Raw genomic sequence first — 18941 nt, 5'->3', positions numbered from 1 at the left:
CTGAAACGGCCGATGGGCCTGTCCCGGTATGTCGTAGCGTTCCAGATGAGGTGTTCCAAATCATGCCTCTGAGCCCAAGAATTTATGCAATGATTGGGTGAACTTGAGATCGGCACCAAAACGTGCTTGAATGCCCGCCGCCAAGCCTCAGACTCCACTGGCATTGTCCGGACCTGCAGGTGATTCAGGCAACGTCAAACTCCCAGGCCCCGCAAGGCCTTTCCGAACGAGAGATGCAGTGACTGAGATAACCAGCCAACAGTCCGCCACCTGGCGTGACTTCTATGAAATGTGTAAACCCCGGGTGGTCATGCTGATGATCCTGACCTCCGTGGTCGGGATGTTACTGGCAGTCCCCGGTATGGTCCCACTAGATGTACTGATCCTGGGCAACCTCGGCATCGCCCTGGTGGCCGGGTCCGGTGCCGCAGTCAACCACCTGATCGACCGCAAGGTTGACTCCCTGATGAAACGGACCCACAACCGCCCCCTTCCCCAGGGACGCGTGGATCCGCTGCAGGCCTCACTGTTTGCGACCGTAATCGGCGTTATCGGCATGACGATCCTGCTGCTGTGGGTCAATCCGCTGTGCGCCTGGCTTACCCTGGCTTCGTTCGTGGGGTACGCGTTTATCTACACCGGCTACCTGAAACGTGCGACGCCCCAGAATATCGTTATCGGCGGCCTTTCCGGTGCCATGCCACCGCTGCTTGGCTGGACGGCAGTTACCGGCACTATAGAGCCGGACGCCCTGATTCTGGTACTTATCATCTTTGCCTGGACCCCGCCCCATTTCTGGGCGCTGGCGATTCATCGCAAGGAAGAATACGCAAAAACCGGCATTCCCATGCTGCCGGTCACCCACGGTGAGTTTGTCACCAAGGTGCACATCATCATCTACACCGCGATTCTTGTGGTCGTCAGTATCTTCCCCTACCTGTCAGGAATGAGCGGTCTGCTGTACCTGCTGGCTGCCGTGGTGCTGGGCGCGATTTTCATGGGCTGGTCTCTGGTCCTGATGTTCAGGCCCGAGCCCAGAACGGCGATGGAGACCTTCAAGTATTCCATCGTCTACCTGGCCGTGCTGTTTGTTGCACTGCTGACTGATCACTATCTTTTCTAACCGGGTTTTATCGACACGCCCATGACCAGAAAACGGCTCGCTTTAATCGCTTTTGTGGTCTTCGACCTGTCACTCCTCGCTCTGGTGGTGGGGTTGTTCGTTGCCCGGGCGCAACTGACCGGTGATGAGAGCTTCAGTGAGCCGGGTGTAGCCAGTTTCGAGGAGCCCTTTGTTCTGCAGGACTTCCGCCTGACGGACCAGCACGGGCAGATTTTCACCCGCGAGAATCTCCTGGGCCGCTGGCAATTTGTCTTTTTCGGTTTTACTTCCTGTCCGGACGTCTGTCCGTTCGCGATGCAGGCATTGGAATCCTTCTACCGCGAGGTGGTCGAGACCGGATTGGGGGACGAGACCGGTGTGATCATGGTCAGCGTCGACCCGCTGCGTGACACGCCGGATGTCATGGCTGATTTTGTTGAATCCTTTCACCCTGATTTCATCGGCCTGACGGGCGAATACCCGCAGATTGCCGGCCTGGCCGGACAACTGTTCATCGCCTTTGCAGGCCCCCAGGAGCACGGCGGCAGCCATGGTGGAGACGGAGACTACCAGGTACCCCACAGCGATTACATCGCGGTAATCGACCCGGCCGGCAACTACCGTGGCCTCATCCATGCCCCCCACAACAGGCAGCGACTGATCCAGGCTTACCAGGCCTTTCGGGCCCAGTAAACCCAATCATTGCATAAATTGTTGGCCCGGGACCGCTGCGCTGCTTCCATAGCAGCCTTTCCAGCGCCGTACTCAATTTTTCTGTATATCACGTAGAGTAACTACGCTCAATCCATAAAATTCTCCGTGCGGCGCTGGAAATACTACTCTGAAGGCTCCTGACCTCAATAATTTATGCAATGATTGGGTAAACCCAGGCCGGGTCAGGTGTTTTTCTTAGCTGATAAAGGCAGCCAGTAAAATATCAGGAAGATGAATGCTGCGGTCATCACTATCGATGGACCGACCGGTGTATCGGCTGCGAAGGCGGCAAACAATCCTCCCAGAACCGACAGGATACCGATCAGGCTGGCGAGCAAGGCCATCTGTTCCGGGCCCCGTGCCAGCTGTCTTGCTGCAGCCGGCGGAATGATCAGCAGTGAAGTGATAAGAAGCACGCCGACTATTTTGAGGGCCGCGGCGGTGGTGACAGCGATCAGAATAACCAGTAAATACCGTAATTTTTTAACATTGACGCCTTCGATACTGGCGAGTTCTTCGTGAACTGTAAATGACAGTAACTGATTCCAGAAACCCAATAACACGGCGAGCACAATCGCGCTGACAGCGACGATAAGAAAAAGATCCGGCGTGCTGATAGTCAGCAATTCTCCAAACAGGTAGGCTTCGAGGCTTACCTGTGCAGAGCCCGAAAGAGCAAGGAGTACCACGCCCGTAGCAAGAGCGCTATGGGCCAGAATACCAAGCAGGGTATCAGTTGCCACAGTTAGTTGGCGGCTCATTGAGGCAAGAATTATGGCCGTCATTACGCAAATCAGGATGATGCTGAACTGCAGGTTCAGGTCCAGTAAAAGTCCGAGTGCGATACCCAGCAGCGCGGAGTGAGCCAGAGTGTCGCCAAAGTAGGACATGCGGCGCCATACAACAAATGAGCCCAGCGGCCCTGCCACCAGTGCCAGGCACAGCCCGGCGATCAGAGCATACCAGATAAAATCAGCCATGCTGGTCTCCCGAAGCTTTGATTACATTGCCGTGAATATCATGGCTATGGTTATGATTATGGGTGTAAACGGCGATGTTGTCGGCACCGCGTTTGCCAAACAGCGCCAGGTAAGCAGGGTCGCTGCTGACATGTTCCGGCTTGCCGTGGCAACAGACATGTTGATTCAGGCATACCACTTCGTTCGTTGCCGACATCACCAGGTGTAAGTCGTGAGAAATCATGAGAATGCCACAGGAATCCTGTTCGGCTATCGCTTGAATCAGCTGATAGAGCTCTGCCTGGCCGTTAACATCGACACCCTGGGCCGGCTCGTCCAGGATCAGCAGTGAGGGTTTGCGGAGCAGGGCACGGGCCAGCAGTACCCGCTGTAACTCCCCGCCGGAAATGTTACGCAGCTGCTGGTCTACCAGGTGAGCGACTTTCAGCTTTTCAAGTAGCGTGGTGATGGTGGTCCGATGCCTGATTCCGGTCAGTTGCAGAAAGCGCAGCACGGAAATCGGCAGGGTCGGCTCGATATGCAACCGTTGCGGCATATAGCCGATGGTCAGGCCGGAACTGCGCCGGATATCGCCGGCATCCGGCTTGAGCAAGCCCAGGATAACCCTGACCAGGGTTGTCTTGCCTGCACCGTTCGGCCCGATCAGGGTTATTATTTTGCCACGCTCGATTTTCAGAGACACATTCTGCAGGATCTGGCGAGCTCCGAAACCAACGCAGATATTGCTGGCCTGAATCAAGATGTTTTGCGAATTAGAAGTTTCCTGCATGCTGGTTTCCCGTCTGGCCACTGACTACAGGGCTGCCTGGACGCACCCGGTTCCGGTTACACCCGGCCCTGGCCAGTTAAGGAGGCCCCTTAAGACTGGCGTCTCTGAGTAAATCGATTTATTTCCCTGACAATTGATCCGGGCGCGGACTGATAAGAGCCGTCCGGCCCCGCCTGCCTCCCCACCGGCGTAGACACCTGATGGTTGCTCCCGACGGAGACTTACTGTCCGGCCAGCCCGCAGCAATCCGCGGCTGCAATGGTATATCATAGCGAACCTCTGGCACATGGAACCCGGTGGAAAATTATGGCTCGATGCGTGACAAGGCTGGTTATAGCACTTCTCCTGATGTCATCGGCACATGCAGAGGTAAGCCTGGTAGTGTCTATCAAACCACTGCAGCTCATCGCCGCCAGCATACTGGGTGACGAAGGCACTGTAAGAGTACTGGTTCCGGTCTCCGATTCTCCTCACCACTACACCATGACCCCCTCGGACCGGGTTGCACTGGACTCGGCGGACCTGGTCGTCTATGTGGGGGAACAATTGGAGACCGAACTGCACGAAGTATTGAACAAGCTGGCAGAGGACCAGCGGGTGTTGGAACTGATTCTGCTGCCTGGCCTTACGCGCCGACAGGTTACCGGCAGTGACAGCCTCGACCCTCATATCTGGCTGGATAGCCGTAACGGCTTGCAGATTGCCGCGGCGCTGCGCGATGCGCTGACCGAGATCGACGGCCGCAGAGCGCGGCAATGGGCGGACAACTATACTGCCCTGGAGCAACGGCTGCTGGCCGATGAGGCCCGCTGGAGGGGCCGGCTGCAGACGGTCCCGGATACCGCCTACGGGGTTTATCACGATGCCATCGGTTATTTCGAAGCCCGGTTCGAGCGGCGCCACAGTGTAGTGTTGGTAGAGGATCCGGAAACTCAGCCCGGGATCAGGCAGATGCTGCAGGTGCGGCGCCTGATCGACGAGCAGCAGCCCGTCTGCCTGTTCACCGATATCACGTCCCGGCAGACTACTATAGACACCCTGTTCGCCGGCCATACGGTGCAGCAGGTCCAGCTTGACCTGCTGGGGGACCGGCTGGGTGCAGGGGGAAGCTATTCCCAGCTGCTCGACAACCTGGTCAGCGATTTCAGTCGCTGTTTGAATGGAGAGATGGACTGATGCCGGAAGATACTAAGCAACCACTGGTTCTGGTCGATGGCTCCTCCTACCTGTTCCGGGCCTTCCATGCACTGCCACCTCTGGTGTCCTCCCGCGGTCATCCCACCGGGGCAGTGAAGGGGGTCATCAGCATGATTCGCAGCCTGATCAAGAATTACCCGGACAGTCACATAGCCATTGTTTTCGACGCCAAGGGGAAGACCTTTCGCAACGAGATCTATGCCGACTACAAGGCTCACCGGCCGCCCATGCCCGATGAGCTGCGGGTTCAGATACAGCCCATTCATGAAATCGTCCGGGCCATGGGGCTGCCTCTCCTTATTATCGAAGGTGTAGAGGCGGATGATGTCATCGGCACGCTTGCCACCCAGGCGAATGAAAAAGGTATCGAGACGGTAGTCTCCACCGGTGACAAGGACCTGGCGCAACTGGTTTCGCCCCATGTGACGTTGATCAATACCATGACCAGCGAGGTACTGGACGAGCAGGGTGTGAAGAACAAGTTCGGCGTCACCCCGGCCCAGTTCATTGATTACCTGGCCCTGGTAGGGGACAAGGCGGACAATATTCCCGGCGTGCCCGGCGTGGGGCCAAAGACGGCGGTTAAATGGCTGGAAGAATATCAAAGCATGGAGGGTATCATCGCCAACGCCGAACAGATCAAGGGCAAGATCGGCGAAAAACTCAGAGACAATATTGATCTGCTTCGGCTTTCCTATCACCTGGCAACCATCAAGCGGGATGTGGCGCTGGACATCCCGATCGATGGACTCATCCCCGACAAGGAGGACAGTCAGGAACTCCATCGGCTATTCAGCGAACTGGAATTCAAAACCTGGATTACCGAGCTGGAGAGCCAGGGTGTGGAAGGCCCATTGGACCAACAGTCGCAAACAGGCTCCGTTGGCAGTCTGGATATAGAAAAACTTAAAGTGCCAGAGGTAATTGAATACCGGACAGTTCTTTCCGAACCGGAGTTGGATGAACTGCTTGCCAGGCTGGAACAGGCTGAACGCTTTGCGTTCGAAATACAGCATGACGGAGGCCACTTTCTCGACTCTCAGATAATCGGAATCGCTTTCAGCTGTGAATCAGGGAAAGCCTGGTACATACCCTTAGGCCATACTGGCGAAACAGGCGGAGAACAGCTGGACAGAGACGCAACTCTGAAAAAGCTGAAGCCTTTACTAGAGAGCAGGCGGAAAGCCAAGGTTGGTTACGATCTCAAGAACGACGCTCATGTGCTGGCCAATTATGAAATAGAACTGGCACCGTTTAAGAGCGATATACTGCTGGCGTCCTATGTGCTTAATTCTGTCGCTATCAAGCATCAGCTGCCGGAGATGGTGAAATATTACCTGGATCAGAACCCCACTGACCTGGATGCACTGCTTGGAAAAGGGCGGGGCAAGCTGACTCTTTCCCAGCTGCCGTTCGAGGAGGCCACCCGGTTCGCTGCGGAAAACGCCGACATGATCCTGCGATTGGCTACATTGCTGGAGCATGAACTCGAGACAACCGGGCACCTGGCCGGGCTTTATCGATACTACGAACTGCCCCTCATTCACGTGCTGCAAAAGATGGAGCGGGAGGGTATCCGCGTGGACGCCGCCGTGTTGCAGCAGCAAAGTGCCGAGCTTGGCGCCCGGCTTCAGGAACTGGAACAGGAAGTATATAATCTGGCTGGAGAAGAATTCAACCTTGGTTCCCCCAAGCAGCTGCAACAGATTTTTTATGAAAAGCTGGAGCTCCCCGTTATCAGCAAAACCAAGACTGGCCAGCCCTCCACCGCAGAGCCGGTATTGCAGGAGCTGGCGGCGGACTATGAGTTGCCAAGGCTGATTCTGGAACATCGCAGCCTCAGCAAGCTGAAGTCAACGTATACGGATAAGTTGCCGCTGCAGATAAACGCCGGCACGGGCCGAATCCATTCCTCGTTTCAGCAGGCCGTGGCCGCGACCGGTCGCCTTTCTTCAACCGAGCCGAACCTGCAGAATATTCCGATCCGCACGGCGGAGGGGCGCCGTATTCGCAAGGCATTTGTCTGCCAGCCGGGCTACAAGTTGCTGGCCGCCGATTACTCCCAGGTTGAATTACGTATTATGGCTCACCTTTCCCAGGACCCGGGCCTGCTGAAGGCGTTTGCGGATTCACTGGATGTCCACACGGCTACTGCGGCCGAGGTTTTTGAGACCAAGCTTGAGGATGTTACTGCCGAGCAGCGGCGCAGAGCGAAGGCGATCAATTTCGGCCTGATCTACGGGATGTCTGCCTTCGGACTGGCCAACCAGCTGGGCATCGGGCGCCAGGAGGCTCAGCAGTATGTCGAGCGATATTTTGAGCGTTACCCCGGAGTTCGCCAGTACATGGATCAGACTCAGGCGCTGGCGGATGAGAAGGGCTATGTAGAGACCCTGTTCGGCCGACGCCTCTACCTGCCGGATATCCGGGCCGGCAATGCCGTGCTGAGGCGCGCCGCGCAGCGCACCGCGATCAATGCGCCGATGCAGGGAACCGCCGCCGACATTATCAAGCACGCAATGATAGATATTGACCACTGGCTGGCGGTCGCCGGACTTGATGCCCGCATGCTGTTGCAGGTACATGACGAGTTGATTTTTGAAGTGGCCACAGAGGACGTGGAACTGCTGGCAGACGGTGTCAGGTTTCGAATGGTGACAGCCGCCTCACTGGACGTCCCCCTGGTCGTTGATGTGGGCACCGGAGACAACTGGGATAAAGCCCACTAGGGCGATTTATCTGAAGGCCTGGCAGTAGCCTTACTCGCAGCGACTCTGTAGGATGGTCAGGGTTCCCCACAGAAAAGGTCTGAATACGGGGCCCAGGACCGGGTCCTGTAAACGGATCCTATACAAAGAGGAGAGTGTCGATGAGAATTTCAGCAATTGTGGCGTTGACCATGGTGTTAGGCCTGGCTGGCTGTGAAGAAGAAGGAACCGGAGAGCAGATCGGCGCGGAAATCGACCGCGTGGCGGGAGATCTTCAGGACCGGGCCAGGGATACTGCTGACTCGGTCCGTGACGCCGCCTCGGATGCGGCGACGGATGCCAGAAATGCCGTAGAAGATCTCTGCGAGGATGCAACCGACCGGGATTGCTGAAACCCGGCGTCGTTGCATCCACAGTTGAGCGGCCCTAGGAGCCTGTCGCTGCATCGGTGTCATCCGGCACCTGCAGCCAGCTGTCCAGCTGCCTCGCCAGGGTTCTGATGGTGTCTTCCTGGTTGATGGAAAAGAGCTGTACGGTGATGTCAGGCAGCTCTTTAAGTTCCTTGCGGATTGCCAGCAGGGTATTCCTGGCGGCGCCTCGTTTCAGTTTGTCCGCTTTGGTCAATAGCAGATGCAGGGGCAACTCGGCTTCTACGGACCACTGGATCATCATGCGGTCGAATTCCTTCAGCGGGTGACGTATGTCGCTCAGTAATACCAGGCCTGTCAGGGCCTCCCGGCGCCGCAGGTAGCGTTCCAGCTCCTGTTGCCATTTGTGCTTCACTGCCAGAGGCACCTTGGCGAATCCGTAACCCGGCAGATCCACCAGGTAGCGGCCGGGCTCCACCAGAAAGAAATTAATCAGCTGGGTACGGCCGGGAGTCTTGCTGGTTCTGGCCAGCCGGGGCTGGTTGGCGAGGGCATTAATGGCACTGGACTTGCCTGCGTTCGAGCGCCCGGCGAATGCCACTTCGACCTCGCTGTCGGCAGGACAGGCGTCCAGTTTTGCGGCGCTGATGACAAATTTGGCGGCGTGATAATCCATGATTCTGGCTGGGTTCCGTGAAATCGGGCGGGATTGGCGCCGCGCAGTTTAGCAAAATTGGCCTGACGGGTCTTGTGGATAGAGTCCGGAAGGGTTTTGCGTTATAATTTGCGGCCGCGTTTTGTCGCGCACGAATCTACCCAAGACGTCTGGCGAAGACGTTTTTACTACTGGAGCCTTAGGAATCCTGGAATTGTCAATGAAGAAATCAGCTACCCTCCTCTCCTGGTTAATCCCACTGGCGGCCCTGGCCGTCGTTCAGGCCGCAAATGCCCAGGGCAACGCTGCCGCCGGCGCCACCAAGGTGGCTATCTGCGCCACCTGTCATGGTAATGACGGCAACAGCCAGATTCCCATGAATCCGAGTCTGGCCGGTCAGAATGCCGCTTATCTGATCAAGCAGCTGGAAGAGTACCAGTCCGGAAGCCGTCAGAACGCCACCATGTCCGCCATGTCCGCCAGTCTTTCGGAGCAGGATATTGCCGACATCGCTGCCTACTATGCGGCTCAGCCTCGCCAGATTACGGGCGCGCAGGACGACCAGGAATCCCTGGACCTGGGTGAAACCCTGTATCGGGCCGGCAACAGCGACATCGCTTCCGCAGCCTGTACAGCCTGCCATTCACCAACCGGCAAAGGCAATGCCCCGGCCGGCTTCCCGGCAATCGGTGGTCAACATAGCGAATATACCCTGACTCAATTGCGGGCGTTCCGGTCCGGTGCACGCAACAATGATCTCAATGGCATGATGCGCACGGTTGTGGAAAGGCTCACAGATGCCGAGCTGGAAGCACTGGCAAACTATATTGCCGGATTGCACTGAAACACGGCAGCTGCATGAGCTCTGTCGCGGGAGCGGGCCTTACGGGTCCCTTCCGACCGGCGGAGTGAAGGTCTTTTCCCGTTAATCACCGGTTCAGTCTTGAATCGGTATTCTGCCAGGGTAGCAGAGACGAATAGCAGCTGACGAAGCCCCGCTGCTGTGGCACGCCGGCAGGCCCTGTGATAGTGTTCTACACTTACCAAGGCAGCAGTTTCGGGTGTTCCAGCCCTGTGCCAGGCAGAAATCCGGTAGTCGATGCCTGTGCCATGGGCTAACGGATCATGGAGGTTAACAACGTCGATGACGTTAACGTTGATGCTGTAAATGTTATCAAAGTTATTTAAAAACCGACGTTTAACACCTAAGACTGTAGGACTAAGGGACTAAGGGACTAAGGGACTATAGATAGATCGAAGATGAGAAGGTCGAAAGATAGCGCGACAGATAGCGCGATAGACAGACAGGATAGATAGAAAGACGTTAAAGCCAAGACAGAAAACCCGGATACCAAGATCAGCTAAATCAGTTACCGACGGAGCAACCTAATGAACAAGGCGATCAAGCAGCTAGTTGCGATTCTTTTTCTGGTGCCCCTGGCATTTTCAGCCTACGCACAGCCCGCACGTTATATTGCAGGTACCCATTATGTGGAACTGAGCACCCCGGTCAGAACTCAGGATGCCTCCAAGGTAGAGGTTGTCGAAGCGTTCTGGTACGGATGCAGTCACTGTTTCCGGTTCGAGCCGCTGCTCCACAACTGGGCTTCCAATCTCCCGGATGACGTGGACTTTGTCCTGTTCCCGGCCCAGTGGAACCAGCTGATGAAAATCCACTCACAGATCTTCTACGCCAGCGAAGCGTTACTGGCGGCGGGCAAGATCGACCAGGCCAAGTTCGACGAACTGCACGAAGCGGCATTCAACGCGATCAATATTGAAGGCAACCGCCTGCAGAATGAGCGACAGATTGGTGCGCTGTTTGCCGAACATGGTGTCAGCGAAGCAGACTTTTCTGCCACGTTCAATTCCTTCTCGGTTCGCACCAAGGTAAACCAGGGCGACCGTCGCATGCAGGACTACCAGGTTCGCAGTACGCCGAATATGATAGTCAACGGGAAATACCTGGTTGCCACTGGCCAGGCAGTAACCACTCAGCAGGAAATGCTCAATGTGGTGGATTTTCTGGTAGAAATCGAACGGCGGGCGATCACTGCTTCGTCGGGCGACTGATCCCCGATTCAGCGCCCTACCCTGCTGATAAGCCAGTTCCGCCTCCGCGGAGCTGGCTTTTTTGTTAGTCAAGTCCCGCCAGGGGAAAACTTCCTGCGACAATTTACAGTCTTACAGCAGAACCATGAGACACTTTCCCGGTTTGAGGTATCGAACTATTTAGCCGATAGTACAGTCTTAAGGGAAGTCCGGCTGCCGGGTGGATGCTGGCAGTCATGTAATTCAAAAAAATGAACTTAGACAAAGATGTTAAGTGAAACCATTGAACTGGGTCGCTGGCAGGACACGGTCAGGCGCTTCCTGCCCCGGGAGTTGAAGAGCGTCTTTGCCGGGGGTTCCCAACGGGAAATCCTCAAACAGGCAGGCGCGATGATCCTGGTCTTTGATGATTGCGTCATGGATCTGGCGTCCGGTCGTCAGTCACGGGCGTTGGGCGGGCCCGGCTTCAGCGCCGAAACCCTTGCCCAGACGGTCAGTGACCTGTTGTCACCGGACGCGGACGACAACTCCGTGGTGCTGTTACTGCCGCCCGGTGAATTCGCCGCCACCTCGGTGGTCATGCCGGGAATGGGCCGTGATTCACTGGTGTCTGCCCTGCAGCTGCAGGCCCCTACGCTGCTACCCTGTTCGACGGAAAGGCTCGCCGTGGTGGCCAATCCCCATGGCACCGACGACAGTCACCCCGATGTCGCTTTGTGGATCCCGGAGCGGCGCCTGGATGAGCTTTACCAGGCCTTCGAGCAGCAGGGCCTGTTTCTGAGTGGCGTGCTGCCTCGTTGTCTGGCCTTAGGCGGCGGCGCTGCTGAGCGGGAGATTCTGGACGAAGACGACCTCCACCTGACCCGGGTTCTGCTCAGGGATGGTGTTGTAATCCAGTGGTTGCACGTCAATAAGAAAGACCTGGAGCAGGAGATTTTTGCCCGCCAGTGGCGACAGGCTCTGGCTACCACAGACCCGGAGCGCAGACTTACCGTCAGCCGGCACAATAGCGAGGAGGTCTTTCGGGAAGCGATCGCACAGAAGTCTGCCAGCGGCGAGTATTTTTTCTTCCCGGCCGGGGCCCTGCAGGCCCGACGACAGGTGGAAAAAGGCAAGCGCGTCATGGTCGGTCTGGGTGTTGTGGCAGTACTGCTGCTGCTTGGCTGTCTGCCATTTTTGTTTCAGACCTTTGAGACGTTCCGGTTGCAGGCCAGGCTGAGCGATCAGCGGGAGCTCAGCCGCGCGGCACGGGAAGACCGGCAGGTGGTCCAGAATTTCGAACAGCAATGGGGGGTGATCACTAATTTCCCACGACAGGACCTGGTGCAGACGCTGTTTACCCTGCAGAGCGTGCTGAGCCCGGAACAGCTCACCTCCTTTGAGTTGAGCGAGGGAGTGATTCAGATTGAGGGCGAAAGCGCAGAGCCGCAGGCCATTCTACAACGTCTGGAGTCCCATCCGATGTTTACCGAGGTGGCGTTTGCCCGGGCCACCAACAACGCGCGCTATTACATCGACCTGCGCCTCAGCACCGTGAACTTTGAAGGCTACATGGTGCGGTATTTTCCGGGAAATTAGCGACAACTATGCAAATCAGTAAGCGCGAGAAAAATATCCTCATCCTGGCCGGCATTGTCACCACGGCTTTTATGGCGACCAGGCTGTTCCCGGCGCTGCAGGGTTATTATCAGCAGCGCAACCTGGCCATTGACGATATCCGCTTGCAGATCGATCGTGAGCAGAGACTCTTCGACGAGAACCTCACCTGGCGTAGTCGTCGGGCGGAGGTGGAAAGCGCTGAGGCGGAACTGGAAGGCCAGGTATTTTCAGGCCAGACCCTGCCCATAATTGAGGCCAATATACAGCGGGCGCTTACCCAGCGCGCCCGGGATACGCAGGTCAGCGTGACTTCGACCCGCCTGGCCGAGCGGCAGGATACCGATGACTGGGTGATGGTCCGGCAGGAAATGGCGTTTCGCACCAACGATGCAGCCAATACGATCCGATTTCTGCAGAGCCTCGATGATTCCACGCCGAGGCTGTGGGTTACGGATTTCAGTCTCGATCGAACCCGTAATCAGTACAGCGGCTCTATCACCGTGGTGGGTTTTGCCCGCAGTGAAGGGCTGATGGTGGCGCAGGAAAGGACCAGGTAGCCAATGTCCCACAATGAAATCACCATGCCGGTTTTCAACGAGTTGCTGGAGCCCCAGAACATCGCGCCGGCGCTGGACTTCAACGCCAGTGGCACACTGGTTTGTGCTGATGTTCCGGAGATCGAACTGCGCGCCAAAATTCGCTTCTTACTTAACGAAGAGGTGAATTTCTCCCTGGGCAGCGGTGATGAAGTGAAGCGACTGATGCGGCACTGGCGGGCGGAGCTGTCTCCGGAGATCGGCAGTACCGAAGACATTTTTGTGTCGGGCTTCGAGGATGATGAAGAACTCACCGACCTGGCGTCGGAAGCACCGATAATCCGGCTGGTAAATCACCTGTTTGCCCGGGCCCTGGACCTGAACGCCAGTGACATTCATTTCGAGCCCAGCGAGACCCACCTTGATGTGCGCTGCCGGGTCGATGGCATTATGACCCGCATCGAGCGCCTGCCGGTAAAAATTCATAACGCGGTGGCGTCCCGGCTCAAACTGATGGCCCGGCTGGACATCGGTGAGAAGCGTCTCCCGCAGGATGGTCGTATTGATTACCAGATAGGCAGTAAACAGCTTGATATGCGGGTATCCACCCTGCCAGGAGTACATGGTGAGTCGGTGGTGCTGCGAATCCTTGACCGCAGCGACACGGCTGTTCCATTGGAAGATCTCGGTATGCCGGAGCGGATCAGGCTCCAGTACGAAGAACTGGTTACCCAGCCCAATGGCATGGTGCTGATTACCGGCCCCACCGGCAGTGGTAAAACCACTACCCTGTATGCCACCCTGGAAAAAATAAACGACGAGGCCAAAAAGATCATTACCGTCGAGGATCCTGTGGAATACCAGCTGGAAGGTATCACCCAGATTCAGGCGAATGCCAGCATTGGCTTAAGCTTTGCCACCGGCCTGCGTTCCATCGTGCGTCAGGATCCCGATGTGTTGATGGTAGGTGAGATCCGGGATCACGAAACGGCGGAAATTGCCATCGAATCGGCATTGACCGGACACCTGGTTTTTTCCACCCTGCACACGAATGACGCGGCGGGGGCAGTCACCCGGTTGCAGGACATGGGCGTCGAGGGTTACCTGATCAGCTCCTCTTTGCTGGCTATTCAGGCTCAGCGCCTGGTAAGAAGAGTCTGTACCGATTGTTCCAGTCAGGTGGAGTTGACCGACGACGAGGCCCGGGTGCTGGAAATCGAAAAAGCCAGCTGTCCTGTCATCAACCGCGGCACTGGCTGCGATCGTTGTGGTGGAACCGGTTATCGGGGCCGGGTTGGGCTTTATGAACTGCTGGTGATGTCTGACGCCATTCGGCACCACATTGCCGTGGAAGCGGATGCCAATGTAATCAGGAATCAGGCTATCGAGGAGGGTATGCAGACATTGCGCGAAGACGCCTTGCGAAAACTGCGTGCCGGGGTGACCACACCGGAAGAAGTCGTGCGGGTGACCAGAGCACTATGAGCGCACTACATTTTAAATACCAGGCCTACGACAGTAACGGTAAAGTACAAACTGGGCAGCTCAATGCCGATTCCGAACGGGAAGTGGTCAGGATTCTGCAGGGCCGCAAGTTGGTTCCGGTCAAGGTCCAGCAGGCCAGGGCCGGAGAAAGTACCGGCCGGCGCAAAAAAATACGCTACAGCGATCTGCTGGATTTCACCAATGGGCTGTGCACATTGACCGAGGCACGGGTGCCCATCGACAAGGCCTTGAAGCTGCTGGAAGGCATTACCGAGTCCAGCGCCATGCAGAACCTGGTCATGAGCCTGCGCCGTGAGGTCAAGGAAGGCAAAGGGCTGGCCGATGCGATGGAAGCCCGTCCGGATGTGTTCTCCAAGATGTACATCAATATCGTCCGGGCCGGTGAGGAAGGCGGCATTCTCCATCAATTGTTACCCGATCTGGCCGAGTTCCTGGATTCCAGCGCCAAGAATCGGCAGGCGGTCATCAACGCGATGATCTACCCGATTGTCTTGCTGGCGGTGGGTGTCATTTCGGTGTTTCTGCTACTGGTTTTCGTGGTACCCCAGTTTGCGGCCATGTTCGAGGACGCCGGTACGGAGATTCCGCCTTCAGCTCAGTTCCTGCTGTCCGTGAGCAGTTTTATGCAGAGCTATGGCTATCTGCTGGTGGTGCTGGCAGTCGGCCTGTTTGCAGGCTGGAAGTACCTGGATCGGGAACCGGCCAACAAACTGCGCAAAGACCGGTTTCTGTTGACCTTGCCGTTGCTGGGTAATCTGATACTGTTCCGGGAGAGCGCTATTTTTGCCCGGACACTGGGTGCGTTGCTGGGAGCGGGTATACCTTTGATCCGGGCGCTGCGCGTGTCCCGGGAAGTTATCCAGAATACTGAAATTACGCGGCATCTGGTGCAGGTTGAGGAGGATGTTCGCGGCGGCTCCGGCCTGGGAAATTCCCTGGAGAAGACCCGCTGCTTCCCTACCCTGCTGCATCAACTGGTTACTGTTGGTGAGGAGTCCGGCAGGACGGCGGGTATTCTGATTAAAACGGCGGCGACTTTCGACAATTCGGTTCGGAATCAGATGGCCAGGCTGGTCTCGGCGTTACAGCCGGCACTGATTATTTTTCTAGCCGTTGCGGTGGGCGGCATCACCATTACCATGCTGTCGGCAGTGTTCAGCATGAATGCCGTGGAATTCTGACAGGGAGCTATGACAGTGAAGGATGAACAAAGTAATTTGCCCGCCCTGAGAGTGCTGGTCAGAGCCGTGAGCCTGGTGCTGTTAACGGGAGCTGGCTTCGGTCTCACCGCCTGCGCCACGGTGGAATCTCCGGCCGATCAGCAAACCACGCCGGATAACACGTCCAGTTCAACTTCGGTCAATGCCGCCAGCAGGCCAGGCACGCTCCCCGGCCAGATCGAAGTACCGGAATTGAGTGCAGGCAATCGCGAAGAACAGCAGCGGCTTATCAATGAGATCAACCGCGACGGCGATCCGCTGAGGTTTTCAGGTTTTCGCGAGCAGGCACCGGCCGCAACAGACCCCCAGGGGGGCGATGTTGTCGAGCTGAATTACGAGCAGGCGGACCTGCGCCAGGTGTTGGAAGATCTGGCCGACGCCATTGACATTACCCTGGTCGCCGACCCCAGCATTGATGCACGGGTAACAGTCAGAACCTCCCCGGATCGACCCCTGACCCGGGACGATATCTGGCCTCTCATCCGGGTTATTACCCGCCGTAACGGAGTAACCCTCGAGCGGCTTGGCAATTTTTACGCGGCTTACGTGGTGAGTTCGTCCCTGCCGACAGATATTGTCACACCGGATACGGTTGCCCAGACCTTTGGCAATCGGGTGATGCAGATTACACCGCTTACCTACATCGCATCGGATACCGCCATCGAAGTACTGTCACCGATGCTGGATGAAGGGTCTATCACCAAGCTGACCAATCGCAACGTTCTGGCGGTTTCCGGGTCCGCGTCGCAGCTGGAGCGCGTCAACGAACTGCTGACCCTGATAGATGCCGACCCGTTCGCCAATCAGGGGATCCAGTTGTTTCAGCTGAGCAATGCCAGCGCGGAAGAGGTGGCCACCGAGCTGGAGGAAATTCTGACTCTTATTGAAGGCTCGGCTCCCACCTACCAGGTGAAGGGTATTTCCCGTATCAACGGAATACTGGTGACAGCCCCGGCGACCCGGGGCTTCGAGGAAATCAACCGCTGGATTCGAATCCTTGATTCTGAAAACCAGGAGCAGGTGGAACAACTGTTCTATTACAAGGTTAAGAACCTCAGTGCTGTGGAGCTGGCCGAAACTCTGACCAATGTATTCGAAGAAGACGAAGACGACTTTGTCCCCAGAGCAGCTGTCGAAGACCGTGAGCCCAGACTGGATACAGTAGAGATTAGTCCGGATACATCGGCCTTCACTATTTCCTCCCCCACCGCGGTGTCGGCGAATCTGCGGGTAAGAATCGTCTCCGACGAGGCCACCAACAGCCTGCTGATCCGCAGCACCGCGCGGGATTACCGGCAGTTGCTAACGACCATCAATCAGCTGGATTCAGTGCCTCTGCAGGTAGTCGTCAACGCAGTCATCGCCCAGATTACCCTGACCGATGACAATCGCTTTGGTGTGGACTGGTCCCGGGTTGCTGCGAATGCCAGTGTCGACCCGATATCCACCGATACCAGTACCTCCTTTCTTCCGGGCACAGGACTGGGGGGGCTGATGTTCAATAAATCATTCGTGGATGGTTCTGCCCGGGTTGAGGCGACCCTGGAGGCAATTGCAACTAGCAATGATGTGAGGCTGTTGGCCCGACCCACGCTGACAGTGACCAATAACCAGGAAGGGCAGATTCAGATCGGCTCTGACGTTCCGGTTCAGGGAGGTTCAACCATTGGTGTAAGTGGTAATGAAACATTCAATGTTCAGTACCGCGAAACGGGTATTGTTCTGACCCTTACACCCCAGATAAATGCCGACGGAGTGGTAAACTTGACCATCGAACAGGAACTCTCTTCGGTGGCGGAGACGGACGGTTTCAATAACAATCCGATTTTCAACAGCCAGACCATCAGTACCAATGTGGTCGTCAGGGATGGAGAAAGTGTGGTTCTTGGGGGACTGATCCAGTCAGATAATCAGAACCTCAATTCCGGCGTCCCAGGTTTGAGCAGAGTACCCGTGTTAGGCGGTCTTTTTTCCTATCGACAGGATCTGCAGGAGCGCAAGGAGCTGTTTATCGTGTTGCGTCCCGAGGTGATCAACCTGAACGATCAGACTGCGCTGGACTATTCCGCGCTTCTAGAGCGTTTTGAGCTGGCAGCAGAGCTGTTCGAAGAAGCAGGCCTTTGAATAGAAGCTGACTCTAATCTTATGGTAACGACAATGTCTACACAGAAGCATTCAATCCAATTTACACGTTCGAAAGCGACCCGCGATATGCGCGGCTTTACCCTGATCGAAATCCTGGTAGTCATGGCCATCATCGGCATGCTGGCGGTAATGGTAGCGCCGAACCTGTTTCAGCAGCGGGTTGGCGCCATGAGAGATGCGGCCCTGTCACAGATCTCGTCCCTCGAAACCGCGCTGGATTCCTATCGGCTGGATTTGAACCGATACCCGGACAGCCTGGACGCGTTGATGGAGAACGAAACCGGCAGTGCCAGCTGGAACGGTCCTTACCTGCGGCGTGCTATTCCTGCGGATCCCTGGGGTAATGAATACGTGTATCAGAGTGATGGACGCAGTTTTACCCTGATTTCTTACGGTGCGGACGGCGCACAGGGCGGCGAGGATGACGACGCCGACATCGGGCTATAACGAACAGACAGGGGTTTGCGGGCAGAAAGCAGACCAGGCTGGTCATAAACCCTTGGTCTCTGCCACATGCCGGCGACAACTCGCGAAACCTTTGCGAATCAGCGGGTTTACCCTGCTCGAGATCCTGCTGGTGCTGGGAATTCTGGCCATGGCCAGCCTGGTAGTGTTTCCCAATATCACCGGGCTCGAAACCCGTACCTTCAATGCCCGGATTCGTGAGGCCCATACGCTGCTGAATTATACCCGCCGAACTGCCGTGGTCAGCGGTCAGCCGGGAGTTGCCAGCTTTACGGTAGTGCCGGAGGAAGAACGGGAAAGTGTGCCTTCCTCCCCGCTTCTGGTCGGCAGCTGGGATGGCAGCGGCATGGCGCTGCTATTTCAGGACAGCGCCGACCGGGAAATGGAAATCGAAGACACTCTGGAGATCACTTTTTATCCCGAGGGTGGCAGTACCGGAGGCATCCTGATTCTTTCCAGTCAGGAGCGGCAGGCCAGTATCACCATCAATCCCTTCACCGGCCGGGTGGAGACAGAGTTTCTAAACTGACCCCATTATGCAGCGCAGAACCTACAACAGCACTGAGGGTTTTACACTCCTGGAAGTGATCGTCGCCCTGGCCATCACCGGTTTCCTGCTGGGCGGCCTGTTTACCCTGCTGGCCGGCAGCAAGCAGCTTTCCTGGCGCTCCGAGGCTGCTCTGGTTCGTGCTATCAACAGCCGCGCGGCGGTCAACTTTGCCCTGCTGGAGAATGAGCTCAATGAGGTGGAGCCGATCCTGGAGAATGACCGCTATCGAGTCCGGGTGGGTGAGCTGCTCGAGGATCCGGAACGCAGAACCCAGGCCAGTATCTACACGTTGCAGACCTTCGAGATTGTGGATGAAGACCGCGAGGATCAGTTGATAGGTACCCGCTGGCTGCAACTGGAAGTGCCGAGATAGCA

At 56.6% G+C, this 18941-nt stretch carries 18 protein-coding genes; 15 read left to right on the top strand and 3 right to left on the bottom strand.

Features of this window, described 5'->3' with window-relative positions; genetic code table 11:
- Positions 1 to 238 precede the first annotated feature (238 nt).
- Both cyoE and R3F50_06335 read left to right on the top strand, forming a co-directional pair.
- On the top strand, positions 239 to 1123 hold the full coding sequence (gene cyoE / locus R3F50_06340; protein ID MEZ5489922.1) for a heme o synthase: 885 nt from the start codon (positions 239 to 241) through the stop codon (positions 1121 to 1123).
- A 21-nt stretch (positions 1124 to 1144) separates the two neighbouring features.
- A complete protein-coding gene (locus tag R3F50_06335; GenBank protein MEZ5489921.1) occupies positions 1145 to 1795 on the top strand; it encodes an SCO family protein in 651 nt (216 codons plus the stop codon).
- A 203-nt stretch (positions 1796 to 1998) separates the two neighbouring features.
- Here the strand turns inward: R3F50_06335 and R3F50_06330 are convergent, their stop codons facing one another.
- Both R3F50_06330 and znuC read right to left on the bottom strand, forming a co-directional pair.
- On the bottom strand, positions 1999 to 2796 hold the full coding sequence (locus R3F50_06330) for an iron chelate uptake ABC transporter family permease subunit (GenBank protein ID MEZ5489920.1): 798 nt from the start codon (positions 2794 to 2796) through the stop codon (positions 1999 to 2001).
- On the bottom strand, positions 2789 to 3565 hold the full coding sequence (znuC, locus tag R3F50_06325) for a zinc ABC transporter ATP-binding protein ZnuC (GenBank protein ID MEZ5489919.1): 777 nt from the start codon (positions 3563 to 3565) through the stop codon (positions 2789 to 2791). Before znuC ends, R3F50_06330 begins: the two co-directional genes overlap by 8 nt.
- A 348-nt stretch (positions 3566 to 3913) precedes the next feature.
- Here znuC and R3F50_06320 point away from each other — a divergent pair, with 348 nt between their 5' ends.
- The 3 genes from R3F50_06320 (at position 3914) to R3F50_06310 (ending at position 7862) form a co-directional block, all read left to right on the top strand.
- Positions 3914 to 4741: a zinc ABC transporter substrate-binding protein gene (locus R3F50_06320; protein MEZ5489918.1), complete on the top strand. Its 828-nt coding sequence runs from the start codon at positions 3914 to 3916 to the stop codon at positions 4739 to 4741.
- The gene (gene polA / locus R3F50_06315) at positions 4741 to 7491 is read left to right on the top strand and encodes a DNA polymerase I (protein MEZ5489917.1); all 2751 of its coding nucleotides are present in this window, start codon (positions 4741 to 4743) and stop codon (positions 7489 to 7491) included. Before R3F50_06320 ends, polA begins: the two co-directional genes overlap by 1 nt.
- Positions 7492 to 7631: 140 nt before the next feature.
- Positions 7632 to 7862, top strand: a complete 231-nt coding sequence (locus R3F50_06310) for a hypothetical protein (GenBank protein MEZ5489916.1) — start codon at positions 7632 to 7634, stop codon at positions 7860 to 7862.
- 34 nt (positions 7863 to 7896) lie between these two features.
- Here R3F50_06310 and yihA read toward each other — a convergent pair whose 3' ends face one another.
- Complete coding sequence (yihA, locus tag R3F50_06305) at positions 7897 to 8514, bottom strand: ribosome biogenesis GTP-binding protein YihA/YsxC (GenBank protein MEZ5489915.1); 618 nt, start codon at positions 8512 to 8514, stop codon at positions 7897 to 7899.
- A gap of 199 nt (positions 8515 to 8713) precedes the next feature.
- Between yihA and R3F50_06300 the strand changes: the two genes are divergently transcribed.
- The 10 genes from R3F50_06300 (at position 8714) to R3F50_06255 (ending at position 18939) form a co-directional block, all read left to right on the top strand.
- On the top strand, positions 8714 to 9337 hold the full coding sequence (locus R3F50_06300) for a c-type cytochrome (protein ID MEZ5489914.1): 624 nt from the start codon (positions 8714 to 8716) through the stop codon (positions 9335 to 9337).
- Positions 9338 to 9882: 545 nt separating this feature from the next.
- A complete protein-coding gene (locus R3F50_06295; protein ID MEZ5489913.1) occupies positions 9883 to 10566 on the top strand; it encodes a thiol:disulfide interchange protein DsbA/DsbL in 684 nt (227 codons plus the stop codon).
- Positions 10567 to 10812: 246 nt separating this feature from the next.
- Positions 10813 to 12123 carry a hypothetical protein gene (locus R3F50_06290; protein MEZ5489912.1) on the top strand — a complete coding sequence of 437 codons (1311 nt, stop codon included), beginning with the start codon at positions 10813 to 10815 and terminating at the stop codon, positions 12121 to 12123.
- 8 nt (positions 12124 to 12131) lie between these two features.
- Positions 12132 to 12701 carry a hypothetical protein gene (locus R3F50_06285; protein MEZ5489911.1) on the top strand — a complete coding sequence of 190 codons (570 nt, stop codon included), beginning with the start codon at positions 12132 to 12134 and terminating at the stop codon, positions 12699 to 12701.
- Between the two features lie 3 nt (positions 12702 to 12704).
- Positions 12705 to 14165, top strand: coding sequence for a GspE/PulE family protein (locus R3F50_06280; GenBank protein MEZ5489910.1), 1461 nt, complete (start codon positions 12705 to 12707; stop codon positions 14163 to 14165).
- Positions 14162 to 15367, top strand: coding sequence for a type II secretion system F family protein (locus tag R3F50_06275; protein ID MEZ5489909.1), 1206 nt, complete (start codon positions 14162 to 14164; stop codon positions 15365 to 15367). The genes R3F50_06280 and R3F50_06275 overlap by 4 nt, the downstream gene beginning before the upstream one ends.
- 15 nt (positions 15368 to 15382) lie before the next feature.
- Positions 15383 to 17530, top strand: coding sequence for a type II secretion system secretin GspD (gene gspD, locus R3F50_06270; protein MEZ5489908.1), 2148 nt, complete (start codon positions 15383 to 15385; stop codon positions 17528 to 17530).
- A 33-nt stretch (positions 17531 to 17563) separates the two neighbouring features.
- Entirely contained in the window at positions 17564 to 17998 is a 435-nt protein-coding gene (gspG, locus tag R3F50_06265; GenBank protein ID MEZ5489907.1) for a type II secretion system major pseudopilin GspG, read from the top strand.
- On the top strand, positions 17973 to 18545 hold the full coding sequence (locus R3F50_06260; protein MEZ5489906.1) for a prepilin-type N-terminal cleavage/methylation domain-containing protein: 573 nt from the start codon (positions 17973 to 17975) through the stop codon (positions 18543 to 18545). The genes gspG and R3F50_06260 overlap by 26 nt, the downstream gene beginning before the upstream one ends.
- A 7-nt stretch (positions 18546 to 18552) precedes the next feature.
- Complete coding sequence (locus R3F50_06255; protein ID MEZ5489905.1) at positions 18553 to 18939, top strand: prepilin-type N-terminal cleavage/methylation domain-containing protein; 387 nt, start codon at positions 18553 to 18555, stop codon at positions 18937 to 18939.
- The last annotated feature ends 2 nt before the right edge of the window (positions 18940 to 18941 follow it).

This window comes from Gammaproteobacteria bacterium, from assembly GCA_041395725.1.
Classification (GTDB): Bacteria; Pseudomonadota; Gammaproteobacteria; order Pseudomonadales; family Pseudohongiellaceae; genus NORP240.
This window is presented reverse-complemented; position numbering and strand designations above follow the sequence as displayed.